Raw genomic sequence first — 13,374 nt, forward strand, 5'->3', positions numbered from 1 at the left:
CGGGGTCGACAGGACTCGGGGCGTCGATCGATCCGCCATTCCACACACCGGAATCGCCTGACGCGGCCTCGCGTCACAGTCTCTACGGTGAACTCTGAAAGGTTAGTCTTGCCAACGCTGACCTAGCAAACTATGTTATCTAAGTAACAGAACGAAGGTACTCAAGCCTTCGTCTCGTTACGAGCGTGCGCCGGGATACCTCGGTCGCGAGGAGTGTTCATGCTGAAGACGCGGTTCACTGCAGCAGTCGGTGTCGAATTCCCCGCCGTGCGAGGCGCCGCGATGCCTCCGGGGTCGCGCGCGACTCGTCGGCCGATTCCTTGCCGTCTTCGCCCTCAACCAGGTCGGCGATCACCTGCGCCTGCGGTGTGACCGCACCATGCAGAACTGATCTGACCGAAACCTCCCCTGTGTCAAATTCTTTCACCCTCGAACCATGAAAGGCCCCCCGTGATTTCGAAAAGACGTGCGCTCGTGGCCGGCGCTGCCGCCGCCATGCTCATGCTCAGCGCGTGTAGCAGCGGAAACTCAACCGACTCTGCAAGCGCCGGCGGCCCCTCCGGCGACGCGGTCAGCGGCGGAACCGGCCTGATCATCGAACAGGCCGAACCCCGCAGCCTCGATCCCGCGCTCATCTCCAACTCCTGGGCAAACTCCCCGGTGCTGGGCAACGCGCTCTACGGCACCTTGATGATCGACAATCCGGAAACCGGTGGCATCGACTTCAAGCTGGCGGAGGACTTCTCGTCCGCCGACGCGGGCAAGACTTTCACTCTCAGAGTGCGGGACGGTGTTCAGTTCTCCGACGGCAGCCCGTTCGACGCCGCGGCCGTGAAGTTCGGCTGGGACCGCATCAAAGACCGCGCAACCGCCTCACCGGACATCACGCAGGCGTCGTTGATCGACAGCAGTCAGGTCATCGATGATCGGACCCTGCGGGTGACGCTGGTCGAGCCGGTGCCGAACTTCGCCAACGCTATTTTGCAGACGGGTATGAACTGGATCGCCTCCCCGGCGTCGTTGCAGGCCGGCCAGCAGTCCGTCGACTCCAATCCGATCGGTGCCGGGCCGTTCACGTTGGAGCAGTGGTCGCGTCAGGACGTCATCAAGCTGACCCGGAACGACAAGTACTACGACGCGCCGCGCCCGTATCTGGACAAGCTCGAGATCCGCGCGATCGGTGATGCCGATCAGCGATACAACACCCTCGTCAGCGGCGGAGCCGACCTCGCCCTCGAAGGTGTGTGGTCGAACATCGACAAGGCGAAGAACGCCGGACTGCAGAACGCGGTCGTTCCGCTCGGCGGCGGCACCACGATGGTGCTGAACAGCACGAAGGCGCCGTTCGACGACGCGCGTGCCCGTAAGGCCTTCGCGCTCGCACTCGATCTCGACGGCATCAACAACGCGGTCTACGGCGGTGCCGCCAAGCTGCCGCACACGTTGTTCGACAAGTCCTCGCCGTTCTACAAAGACATCCCGCTGGCCGACGAGGACCGAGCCGAGGCGCAGCGCCTCCTCGACGAGCTGGCCGCAGAGGGCAAGCCGCTGAATTTCACGATGTCGTTGTACCCGTCGGGCAAGGCTCTGGGCGAGGCGATTCAGACGCAGCTCAGTACGTTGAACAACGTCAAGGTCGATGTCCGGACAATCGATCTCGCTCAGGTGGGGCAGATCATGGCCAAGAAGGACTACGACACTTTGGTGAGCACAGTAGCCTTCTCTGATCCCGAACCGCGCCTGTGGTCCTCGCTCCACAGCGCCTCCGCCGGCAACACCAGTGGCATCAAGGATCCCGAGATGGATGCAGCGCTGGAGGCGGGCCGCATGGCTACCGATCCAGCGGAACGTACAGCGGCGTACGAGACTGTTCAGAAGCGCCTTGCCGAACTCAACCCCGTCATCTTCTACACCCGCGCTGCGCCTGGTGTCATCGCCAACGGCAACGTCGGTGGAATTCAGCAGTACGGGATGGGGTCGGTGCTCCCCGAGACGCTCTGGATCCAGAAGTAGGAAGAGGAGAATCGCGCACCTGTCCCCGATTCTTCGCAAGACGTCTGCACGAATCGCCATTTCACGACCGACGGTCCGGGCCCATCGCCCGGACCGTCGGCTTCGGGCTTTCAGGGTGCAGTGAAGGTCAGTGCGCGCCATTCGAAATGCCACTGCAGACCATCGTCGCGGACGAGAACCTTCGTACCGGCCAACCTAACGTTTGGCCCGTCGTTCCGTAGGCGGGGAGAGGAACACGTGGCTCGGCGGTCGTGTTCGGTTATGACGAGATGGCACGATACGGCCGTAATCTATTACTGCACTATCGGTTACAGGTCCTGGTCGAACCGAAAGTGGGGACAACGAACTGTTGATTTGAATGACCGGTCGAGATATGTTTGCAGTCACATTCGGTACGGCAAGGATGTCGGAGTTGAGTCGCTCTCGACTGCCGGAAGTCCACTTCCACAGGCAGGGCCACGCCTGTGGAAACAGTTGCGTATGGGATATGCGGAGATCGCCGCGCTCGCGACTCTCGATCGGCCGAAAGATCACGAGGAGAGACATGAAGATTGTCATTGACGAGGAGAAGTGCGTCGCTGCCGGACAGTGTGTGAGCGCTGCGGCGGAGGTGTTCGACCAGCGTGACGAGGACGGAATCGTCGTGCTCCTGAACCCTTCTCCTCCAGACGAATTGGCTGACGACGTCCGACAGGCAGCGGCGGTGTGTCCGGCTCTCGCCATTGTCATCGAGGAATAGCGTGGCTCCGTGATCGCCATGCGTAGAAGACTACAGATAGAGGACACACATGAATGAGACCGCCAAGGCTGCGGAGATTGTCGAATTTCCGATGGCCAGGTCGGGCGAGTGCCCGTTTGCGCCGCCTCCGGGGCTGCTCGAACTGCACAAGGAAGACAAGCCGATTCGTCGGGTCAGGACCTGGGACGGCAACACGCCCTGGCTCGTGACCGGCCATGCAGCGCAGCGCGAGATCCTGACCGACCCGCGGGTGAGCTCGAACGTGTGGCGCCCGGGGTACCCGCACACGACGGTGGCCATGCAGGCACATGCCGGCCAGTCGCTTCCGTCGATCAACAATACTGACGGCCCCGACCACGCCCACTGGCGGCGGATGCTGACGAGTTCCTTCACTCGTCGTCGGATGGAGAAGCTCAGGCCTGCGATTCAGCAGATCACCGACGACCTCATCGACCAGATGCTGGCCGGCCCCAACCCGACCGAACTGAACGAGGCACTGTCGCTTCCGTTGCCGTCGCTGATGATCTGCGAACTCCTCGGGGTACCGTACGCGGACCACGACTTCTTCCAGGAGCACGCCGGCGTCACCAACGCACTGAACAAGACCCCGGAGCAATCCGCCGAGACTTCCGCAACACTTCGTCGATACATCGCGGGTCTCATCGATGCGAAGATGGCGAATCCCGTCGAGGACGTCCTGTCCGACCTGGGGACGCGCGTGAAGGACGGCGAGCTGACGCTCGACGAGGCCTCTCGCCTCGGGCACATCCTGCTCGTCGCCGGCCATGACACCAGTGCCAACATGATCACTCTGGGTACGGGTTTGCTGTTACAGAACGAAGAGCAGCTCGCCCTGCTTCGTGAGCGATCCGACGATTCGAAGTTCGTGACCAACGCCGTCGAGGAACTGTTGCGGTACTTGACCATTCCGCACCTGATGGCGAAACGAGCGGTGATCGAAGACATCGAGTTCGAAGGCGAGACCATCCGCGCGGGTGAGGGACTGATCGTGTCCCTTCCCGCAGGGAACTGGGATCCAGAGGCGTTCCCCAACCCTGAGAAGGTGGATCTGGCCCGCCCGGCGGCGCACCACATCACCTTTGGTTGGGGCCCGCATCAGTGCATCGGACAGCAGCTGGCGCGCATCGAGCTGCACGTCGTCTTCAGCACGCTCTTCCGTCGTATCCCGACGCTGCGGCTCGACGCCGACATCTCCGAGCTGAAGTTCAAGGAGGATTCGCAGGCCTACGGGATCTACGAGCTTCCGGTGACCTGGTAATTGGCGAAAGATACTTCGCCGCGAATTGTGTCATTTCTGCTTGATGACGCGAGGGCTGTCGGGGCAATCGAGCATCCGAAGCCGAGTGGAGGAGGATTCCGTGGGGGTTCACGACTGCCGTGTTGTCGGGCGATCGGCGGGTTGCGCGGTGATTGCGGGATGCGATGAGAGGGAATGTTGATGAGTGCGGTGGATGCTGTTACGTCCGTTGATGTGTTGGTGGTCGGTGCCGGGGTGACCGGTGTCCATCAGTTGTATCGGGCTCGTGAGGCGGGGTTTTCGACGCTGGCGTTGGAGGCGGGTGGTGGGGTCGGTGGGGTGTGGTTCTGGAATCGGTATCCGGGTGCGCGGTTGGATTCGGAGAGTTACACCTACGGGTACTTGTTTTCGAGGGAGTTGTTCGACGGGTGGGAGTGGACCGAGCGGTTCGCCGGTCAGGCGGAGAACGAGCGGTACTTCAATTATGTGGTCGACGCGTTGGATTTGCGTCGGCTGATCCGGTTCGGTGCCCGGGTGATCTCGGCGGTGTTCGAGGAGGAGTCGGGCACCTGGTTGGTGTCCGCGAGCGATGGCAGCGTGGTGCGGGCGCGGTTCGTTGTCGCTGCGACGGGGGTGTTGTCGGTTCCGGCGTTCCCGGCGGTGCCGGGCCGGGAGGATTTCCGGGGGGTGTCGCATCACACCGGGTTGTGGCCGGACGAGCCGGTGGACTTCACCGGTAAGCGGGTCGCGGTGATCGGGACGGGTTCGAGTGGTGTGCAGATCATTCCGGTGATCGCGGACGAGGTGGAATCGTTGACGGTGTACCAGCGGACACCGAACTGGTGCACTCCGTTGGCGAACGAGCCGATCTCGGCCGAGCAGTACGAGCAGCTCAAAGCGGATTTCGAGCAGATGCGGGAGATCCTGAACGCGTCCGACAGCGGCTTTTTGCATCAGCGGGACACGCGGAAGGCGTTCGAGGACACCGAGGAGCAGCGGTGGGCGCGGTACGAGAAGATGTGGACCAGCCCCGGCTTCTCGAAGGTGATCAGCAATTACGCCGACACGATGACCGACTCCGCCGCCAACGAGGACTGGTGCCGGTTCATGGCGGAGAAGATCCGGGGCATCGTCACGGACCCCGAGACCGCGGAGAAGTTGATCCCGCGGGATCATGGTTGGGCGGCGAAGCGGCCACCGTTCACGACGGACTACTTCGAGGCGTACAACAATCCGAGGGTGTCGCTGGTCGACATCACGGCGACTCCGATCCTGCGGGTGACCGAGACCGGCATCGAAACGGCGGACGGGCTCGAGGAATTCGACATCATCGTGTGGGCATCGGGGTTCGACTTCGGGACCGGTGCGCTGACGAGGATGGGTGTTCGTGGGCGTGGTGGTCTGGCGTTGGAGGAGTACTGGGCGGGTGGTCCGCGCACGTTCGCCGGCACGATGTGCCGGCAGTTCCCGAACTTCTTCTTCCCGGGTGGCCCGCACGGCGCGGCGGGCAACAACCCCCGCTATGCCGAGGATCAGGTGGACTTCGTCGCCGATGCGATCGAGTTCATGCGTGAGCGGGGGTCCACGGTGATGGAGGTGCCCGCGGATCTGGAGCAGAAGTGGAACCAGATGATCGAAGAACTGGCCGTGCATTCCTCGTTCGGGGAGGCCAGCTACTTCTACGGCACCAACATTGCGGGTAAGCCCCGCAGTTTCCTGCTCAACCCGGGTGGCCGGCCGAAGTTGCGGGAGGCGTTGCGCGGGGTCCTGGACTCGAAGTACGCGCGTTTCCTGTCGTGAATCGGCAATCAACACAGAAGGTTTTGGCGATGGAGAAATACAGGTTCGACGGTCGGGTCGCGGTGGTGACCGGGGCCGGTCGCGGGATCGGGCGGGCCTATGCGCATCTGCTCGGCGGGTTGGGTGCCAGGGTGGTGGTGAACGATCTCGGCGGCTCGATCGCAGGGGCGGGTGCGGACGCCACTCCGGCGCAGATCGTTGCGCAGGAGATCGTCGACGCCGGCGGAGTCGCGGTCGCCGACGTCAGCGACATCTCGACCGTCGCCGGTGGCCGGCGGGTGATCGAGACGGCGGTGGAGCATTTCGGGCGGATCGATGTCGTCGTCAACAATGCGGGCAATGTCCGGTTCGGTGGTCTGCCCGACGTGGACGCGGACAACATCGACAGTCACCTCGCCGTCCACGTCATGGGTGCGTTCCACACCTCCCGTGCGGCGTGGCCGCACATGCTCGAGCAGAACTACGGGCGGATCGTCATCACCACCTCGATCGGGATGTTCGGGTTGCCGGACAACCTCGGGTATGCCACGGCGAAGGCGGCGGTGATCGGGATGGCGAACAGCATGACGCTCTCGGCGGGCGAGCACGATATCAAGATCAATGTGATCGCACCGAATGCGATGACGCGGATGGGTGGTGCCCCGTCGGACGGCATGGACCAGGTGCGGAAGGGGAGGGACGAGCCGAAGTCCGACATGGACCCGGCGCTGGTGGCTCCGATGGTGGGTTACCTGGCGCACGAGGCGTGTGAGGTCAGCGGGCAGACCTATCTGGCGGGGGCCGGGCGGTTCGCGCACCTGTTCCTCGGTGCCACGGAGGGGTACCTGCACCCCGATCCGCACCATGCCACCATCGCCGATGTCGTCGACAACCTGCCGCAGATCGAGAACCGTTCCGACTACTACATTCCCGACAGTCTCATGGACTGCGTGACGCACTACATGGCACACCGATGAGGAGGACGACACCATGAGCGATGGCAGCGATGGCAGCGATGGCAGCGATGGCAGCGATGGCGGCGGTGAGAAGGTGTGGCCGCACCAGGAGCTCGGTCGCAAGCTGAGCAACTGGGGGCGGTGGGGTGAGGGCGACGAGATCGGCACGCTGAACTTCGTCACCCCCGGCAAACGGGTTTCGGCGGCGCAGTTGGTGCGGACCGGGAAGGCGTTCGATCTGGGGATGCCGTTCGACAAGGACGGCCCGTTCAAGGGTGGGGGGTTGCGGACCAATCCGATCCATGTGATGACGCTGTTGCCGTCGGACACGGCGAAGACGGCGGACGGGTTGATCTCGGCGGATGACATGATCATCACCGGGTTGCAGTCGGCGACGCAGTGGGATGGGCTCGCGCATGTGGGGTATGGCGGGATGTTCTACAACGGTGTGCCCGCGGGTGCGGTCAACAACTTTGTGGGTGCGTCCCGCAACTCCTTTCACAAGGCGGTGGATCGGTTGATCTCGCGGGGGGTGTTGCTCGACATCGCCCGGCTCAAGGGGGTGGATCGGCTCGCGGACTCGTATGAGATCACCGAGGCGGATCTGCTGGCGGCGGAGGAGCGGCAGGGGGTGCGGGTGGAGTCCGGTGACGTGGTGTTGTTGCGGACCGGGTCGTATCGGTGGTTCCTCGAGGGGGATCGTGAGCATTTTTTGGGTAATGCTCCGGGTCCGTGCCTCGATACCTGTCAGTGGCTCTATGACCGGGAGGTGGCGGCGTTGGCGATCGATAATCATTCGGGTGAGGTGTGGCCGAGCCCGGTTCCGGGTGCGACGATTCCGTTCCATCAGGTGGTGATCCGGGATATGGGTCTGACGCTCGGGGAGATGTTCAACCTCGAGGAGTTGGCGGCGGACTGTGAGGCCGATGGGGTGTGGGAGTTCCTGTTCTGCGCTCCGGGGTTGAAGGTCACCAACTCCGCCGGATCCCCCGTCACCCCGATCGTGCTCAAGTAGGAGACCGGGCCGATGAGCACACACGCACAGGTGCAGAAGGTTGACCCCCGAGCGTACGCAGCTCTCACCAAGGAGTAGGAATGCCTGTCCGCCAGACACTTCACGGCAAAGTTCTCGTCATCACCTTGGACCGTGAACACAAGCGCAATGCGATAGATCCAGAGATGGCGACGGGGATCAGCACTGCGCTGGACCGACTCGATGATGACGACGACATCTGGGTTGGGGTGATCACCGGAAGTGACTCGGTCTTCTCCGCGGGGTCGGACCTCAAAGACGGTGCACAGGCACGCACCGATCGCGGCGGTGAGTACGGGCTCATCCGGCGGCGCCGAATCAAGCCGTTGATTGCGGCCGTCGAAGGGCCTGCTCTGGGTGGCGGATTCGAGATTGCACTTGCTTGTGACCTCATCGTGGCATCCACCACTGCGCGATTCGCGCTACCCGAGACGCAACGAGGAGTCGTTGCCACGTCCGGAGCGCTGTTTCGGGCGATTCGCGCGCTGCCGATACATGTTGCGAAGCAACTCCTCATCACCAACGCGGGACTCACCGCCGATCGCGCCTTCCAGCTCGGATTGGTCAACATCGTCACCGAGCCGGGTGACGCCCTTCGCCAAGCACGCGATCTCGCTGAGGAGATCTGTCAATCAGCACCGATCTCAGTCCAGCAGACGCTTGCCGCTATTGCATCCCAGTTCTCCGAGGCCGATGAGCGAGGGTGGGAAGCAACAGCGCGAGCGATCGAGGCAGTCAAGGCATCGGAAGACATGGGAGAAGGCATCAATGCCTTCTTCGAACGCAGGACCCCGCAATGGCGTGGGCGCTGACAGGAACGAGGGTCTGAAATGGCAGAAGTAAGGCAGCAGCGTCGAGGCCGATCGATCGCGATGACACAGGACGAGATCGACAGCTTCCTCGCCGAGGAGCGGACTTGCCGTGTCGCAACGGTGGACGGCAACGGCACCCCGCACGTCGTGCCATTGTGGTTCGTCTGGGACGGAACCTGCTTGTGGCTCAATTCGATTGTGCGAAGCCAACGCTGGAAGGACGTCACGCGTGATCCCCGGGTGTCGATCGTCATCGATGCCGGCCACGGTTTCGGGGAATTGCGCGGAGTGGAGATCAGCGGGCACGCGGAGAGCGTCGGAGACGTACCCCGGGGTTCGTCCGTCGACAGTCGATTGACGGACGCCGAACTTCGTTTCGCGCGAAAGTACACGGGCAGCGACACGTTCACGGCCGACGGTCGCCACGGATGGTTGCGGGTGACGCCGAGCAAGATCGTGAGTTGGGACTTCCGGAAGACGCCGAAACGGTGACCACGGAGGCATTCATCTATGAAGCCATCCGAACCCCACGCGGCCGCGGCAAGGCGTCCGGCTCGCTGCATACAGTGAAGCCGATCGACCTGGTCACCGGCCTGATCGACGAACTGAGGGTGCGGTTCCCGGATCTTGACGAGCACCGCATCTCCGACGTGATCCTGGGTGTCGTCTCGCCGCTCGGCGATCAGGGTGCCGACATCGCCCGGACCGCGGTGACGGTCGCCGGCCTGCCCGAGACGGTCGGCGGCGTGCAGATCAACCGGTTCTGCGCGTCCGGTCTGGAGGCCGTGAACATGGCCGCGCAGAAGGTTCGGTCCGGCTGGGACGAGCTGGCCATCGCGGGTGGTGTCGAGTCGATGTCCCGGGTGAAGATGGGCTCCGATGGCGGCGCCTGGATGCTGGATCCAGCGACCAACTACGACACCTACCTGGTGCCGCAGGGCATCGGCGCCGACCTGATCGCGACGATGGAGGGATTCTCCCGCGAGGATGTTGACGGATACGCGGCCCGCTCGCAGGACCTCGCGGCGAAGGCGTGGGCGGGCGGCTACTTCGCCAAGTCCGTCGTCCCGGTCAAGGACATCAACGGTGTCACGGTCCTCGACCACGACGAGCACATGCGTCCGGGCACCACGGTCGAGGCGCTGGGCAAGCTGGCGCCGTCGTTTGCGGGCATCGGTGAGATGGGCGGCTTCGACGCCGTGGCGCTGCAGAAGTACCACTGGGTGGAGAAGATCGACCATGTCCACCACGGCGGCAACAGCTCCGGCATCGTCGACGGTGCCGCGCTGGTCCTCGTCGGATCCGAGCGGGCCGGCAAGGAGATGGGTCTGACCGCGCGTGCCCGCGTCGTCGCGACCGCCACCTCCGGTGCCGACTCGACGATCATGCTCACCGGCCCCACCCCGGCCTCGAAGAAGGTGCTCGCCGCCGCCGGTCTGACCGTCGACGACATCGACCTGTTCGAGATCAACGAGGCGTTCGCGTCCGTGGCGATGAAGTTCGCAAAGGACCTGAAGATCCCCGACGAGAAGCTCAACGTCAACGGCGGTGCGATCGCGATGGGGCACCCGCTCGGCGCGACCGGAGCGATGATCACCGGCACCATGGTCGACGAGCTCGAGCGTCGCGGTGCGAAGCGGGCCCTGGTCACGCTGTGCATCGGCGGCGGTATGGGCGTGGCCACCATCATCGAGCGCGTGTAGGCAACCGGCCTTTCCAGCGCTCGGACTACCTGGAGACCGATCTACGTGACCGAGAAGAACATGATCGACTGGGAGCAGGACGCCGACGGCATCGTCGTGCTCACCATGGACGACCCGAACCAGAGCACCAACACGATGAACGACCTGTGCAAGCAGTCGTTCGTGGCCACAGTCGACCGCCTGTACGGGGAGAGGGAGTCCGTCACCGGCGTCGTGCTCACCTCCGCGAAGAAGACCTTCTTCGCGGGCGGTGACCTCAGGCGCACGATCACGATCGGCCCAGATCAGGCTCACGAGGTCCTCGCGAACGTCGAGGGGTTCCGGGCGATGCTGCGTCGCCTCGAGACCCTCGGTAAGCCGGTGGTTGCCGCCATCAACGGCGCCGCGCTCGGTGGCGGTCTCGAGATCGCCCTTGCCACCCACCACCGCATCGCGGCCGACGTCAAGGGCGTCAAGATCGGCTTCCCCGAGTCGACTCTCGGCATGTTGCCCGGCGGTGGCGGAGTCGTCCGCACCGTTCGGATGCTCGGCCTGCAGGATGCGATCCTTCGCGTCCTCGTCCCGGGAGGGACGCGTGGACCGGCGGAGGCGAAGGACGTGGGCCTCGTCGACGAGGTCGTATCTTCCATCGACGAATTGGTGCCTGCCGCGAAGTCCTGGATCAAGGCCAATCCCGAAGGCGGTGTACAGCCTTGGGACAGGGTGGGCTACCGGATCCCCGGCGGAGCCCCCGCAACTCCTGCACTCGCAGCAATCCTTCCGGCGTTACCGGCGAACCTGCGCAAGCAGTTCAGGGGCGCTCCCATGCCGGCTCCTCGCGCGATCATGGCCGCTGCGGTCGAGGGCTCGCAGGTCGACTTCGACAACGCGATGATCATCGAGGCTCGCTACTTCACTTCGCTGGTCACCGGTCAAGTCGCGAAGAACATGATGCAGGCGTTCTTCTTCGACCAGCAGGCGATCAGGGCCGGCGGCTCACGTCCTGCCGGTATCGCCAAGACCCCGATCACCAAGGTCGGCGTTCTCGGCGCAGGCCCCGTCGGCGCGGGCATCGCCTACCTCTCCGCGAAGGCGGGCTTCGAGGTCGTCCTCGGGGACGTCGCCATCGAGACTGCGCTGAAGGGCAAGGCTCACGCCGAAGATTCTGAGAACAAGGCGCTTTCGAACGGCCGGAGCACGCAGGACAGATCTGACGCACTCCTTGCCAGGATCACCCCGACAGCTGATGTCGCCGACTTTGCGGGTGTCGACCTGGTCGTCGAGGCCGCGTTCGAATCGGTTGAACTCGCGCACAGGGCGTTCCAGGAGATCGAGGACATCGTCGAACCCAACGCACTGTTGTGCTCGAGCTCCACGGCGCTTCCAGTTGCGGGTCTCGCGGCCGGGGTGAAGCGTCAGGAAGACTTCGTCGGCATCCACTTCCTCTCACCGGTCGACGAGGTGCCGCTCGTGGAGATCATCCGTGGAGAGAAGACGTCCGACGAGGCACTGGCTCGGGCATTCGACTACGTCCAGGCCATTCGCCGGACACCGATCGTGGTCGACGACACGCCCGGCTTCTTCGTCTCGCGTCTCATCGGTACGTACGTCAACGAGGCCATCACCATGCTCGCCGAGGGGGTTGAGCCGGCCAGCGTCGAGCAGTCCGGTTTGCAGGCCGGGTATTCCGTTGCACCGCTGCAGATGTCGGATGAAGTCGGCCTCGCCCTGATCCAGGGGATTCGCGAGGAGCAGACCGAGGCGGTAGGCGGGGAACCAACGGTCGGCCCGGTCGTCGAAAGTCTCGTCGAGGGCGGCCGCACCGGCCGTCTGGGTGGGGCGGGTTTCTACGACTACGCCGACGGCAAGCGCGTCGGCCTGTGGCCGGGACTGCGTGAGCGCTTCGATTCCGGATCGTCGACCCCGCCCCTTCGCGACCTGATCGACCGGGTTCTCTTCATCGTGGCCATCGAGGCGGTCATGTGCTTCGACGAAGGCGTCATCACCTCCACCGCCGACGCCAACATCGGTTCGATCATGGGCATCGGCTACCCGGCGTGGACCGGTGGTGTCAGCCAGTTCGTCACCGGCTACGAGGGAGGCAAGGGTGGTTTCGTTGCCCGCGCGGAGGAGTTGGCTGCCAAGTACGGTGAGCGGTTCCTACCTCCCGCATCGCTGAGGTAGGGCGCTCGCGTCCACATCGCAGGACTACGTTTGCTGCTTGCCTCGCTTGCGGGGGCGTGCCGGGGATTCGGGGGGTGAGGTCTTTCTCCGGCCCATGTAGTCGTGCATGCGCTCGTCCAGATCGTCGACCGGATAGCTCTCGCTGCGGAATCCCGAGATAAGGGTCATGCAGTACTCCCTGGACAACGTTTCCGCGTCCCACTCACCACCGGGCTTTATCCACTGATACGTGTGATTGTGCATGTTGAGGAACTGGAGCGTGGCCAGGCGAGGGTCGAGTTTCCGGAACGATCCATTGTCCATGGCAGCGACGAGAATCTGCTCGACGATGTCTTCGAACTCTCGCCGTTGCCCCAGGAGGCGCGAGCGGTTCGTTCCACGCAGACTCTTGTAGTCGTGTTCGTAGACCCAAACGTGGTCGAGTCGGGCAAGGATATTTTCCAGTAGCGACTGGGACAGCATCCGGAGCTGCAGGACAGGGTCTATCTCGAGATCGGCAATTCGCCGGGCAGCGGTGAGGAGTGGTTCCATGACCCGGTTCTGGATCTCGACCAGAAGGTTCTCCTTCGAGCCGATGTAGTAGTACAGCGCCCCGCGTGCAGTCCCAGTTGACTCGCTGAGCTCGGCGATGCCGGTGCCCGCGTATCCCTTCTTCGCAAAGAGGGCGGCGGCGATGTCGATGATTTCCTGGCGCTTCACTTCATACGCGGGGCCGTGCCCTGGTGGTCTTGCCATGACTTCGCAGCCCATCTCCGTCGTTCGGTCTACCTCCGCACACGCCACACGTTGACGTCGGCTTACTGAAGTCGAGTTTTGTTGTTCCGACCGGACTATAACCTAGTCAACTGACCATTCTTATCACATCTTCAGCCAGATTTGGGGGAGAGGGCAGTACCAGGCGATGCTCGTCGACCTCAC

Annotated in this window: 11 protein-coding genes; 10 read left to right on the forward strand and 1 reads right to left on the reverse strand. The window is 63.7% G+C overall.

Annotated elements, in window-relative coordinates:
- Window positions 1-474 precede the first annotated feature (474 nt).
- The 10 genes from CJ179_RS14080 to CJ179_RS14125 all read left to right on the forward strand — a co-directional run bounded on the left by CJ179_RS14080 (window position 475) and on the right by CJ179_RS14125 (window position 12,456).
- Window positions 475-2,013 (forward strand): ABC transporter substrate-binding protein, encoded by a 1,539-nt coding sequence (locus CJ179_RS14080; protein ID WP_257015507.1) that lies wholly within the window; start codon window positions 475-477, stop codon window positions 2,011-2,013.
- A gap of 544 nt (window positions 2,014-2,557) precedes the next feature.
- Entirely contained in the window at window positions 2,558-2,752 is a 195-nt protein-coding gene (locus CJ179_RS14085; protein WP_095861963.1) for a ferredoxin, read from the forward strand.
- Window positions 2,753-2,801: 49 nt separating this feature from the next.
- The gene (locus CJ179_RS14090) at window positions 2,802-4,031 is read left to right on the forward strand and encodes a cytochrome P450 (protein WP_095861964.1); all 1,230 of its coding nucleotides are present in this window, start codon (window positions 2,802-2,804) and stop codon (window positions 4,029-4,031) included.
- A gap of 180 nt (window positions 4,032-4,211) precedes the next feature.
- Window positions 4,212-5,810 carry an NAD(P)/FAD-dependent oxidoreductase gene (locus CJ179_RS14095; protein ID WP_218834821.1) on the forward strand — a complete coding sequence of 533 codons (1,599 nt, stop codon included), beginning with the start codon at window positions 4,212-4,214 and terminating at the stop codon, window positions 5,808-5,810.
- A gap of 29 nt (window positions 5,811-5,839) precedes the next feature.
- Window positions 5,840-6,766, forward strand: coding sequence for an SDR family NAD(P)-dependent oxidoreductase (locus CJ179_RS14100; protein ID WP_095861966.1), 927 nt, complete (start codon window positions 5,840-5,842; stop codon window positions 6,764-6,766).
- Between the two features lie 13 nt (window positions 6,767-6,779).
- On the forward strand, window positions 6,780-7,760 hold the full coding sequence (locus CJ179_RS14105; RefSeq protein WP_095861967.1) for a cyclase family protein: 981 nt from the start codon (window positions 6,780-6,782) through the stop codon (window positions 7,758-7,760).
- A gap of 80 nt (window positions 7,761-7,840) precedes the next feature.
- Window positions 7,841-8,590, forward strand: coding sequence for an enoyl-CoA hydratase-related protein (locus CJ179_RS14110; protein ID WP_095861968.1), 750 nt, complete (start codon window positions 7,841-7,843; stop codon window positions 8,588-8,590).
- Between the two features lie 18 nt (window positions 8,591-8,608).
- Window positions 8,609-9,082, forward strand: a complete 474-nt coding sequence (locus CJ179_RS14115) for a pyridoxamine 5'-phosphate oxidase family protein (RefSeq protein WP_257015508.1) — start codon at window positions 8,609-8,611, stop codon at window positions 9,080-9,082.
- Window positions 9,079-10,293 carry an acetyl-CoA C-acetyltransferase gene (locus CJ179_RS14120; protein WP_095861970.1) on the forward strand — a complete coding sequence of 405 codons (1,215 nt, stop codon included), beginning with the start codon at window positions 9,079-9,081 and terminating at the stop codon, window positions 10,291-10,293. Before CJ179_RS14115 ends, CJ179_RS14120 begins: the two co-directional genes overlap by 4 nt.
- A 60-nt stretch (window positions 10,294-10,353) precedes the next feature.
- The gene (locus tag CJ179_RS14125; RefSeq protein ID WP_179377618.1) at window positions 10,354-12,456 is read left to right on the forward strand and encodes a 3-hydroxyacyl-CoA dehydrogenase NAD-binding domain-containing protein; all 2,103 of its coding nucleotides are present in this window, start codon (window positions 10,354-10,356) and stop codon (window positions 12,454-12,456) included.
- Between the two features lie 24 nt (window positions 12,457-12,480).
- On the opposite strand, the gene CJ179_RS14130 is transcribed toward CJ179_RS14125, so the two are convergent.
- Entirely contained in the window at window positions 12,481-13,191 is a 711-nt protein-coding gene (locus CJ179_RS14130) for a TetR/AcrR family transcriptional regulator (protein ID WP_095862678.1), read from the reverse strand.
- Window positions 13,192-13,374 lie beyond the last annotated feature (183 nt).

This window comes from Rhodococcus sp. ACS1, from assembly GCF_002300155.1.
In the GTDB taxonomy this organism is placed as follows: Bacteria; Actinomycetota; Actinomycetes; order Mycobacteriales; family Mycobacteriaceae; genus Rhodococcus_F; species Rhodococcus_F koreensis.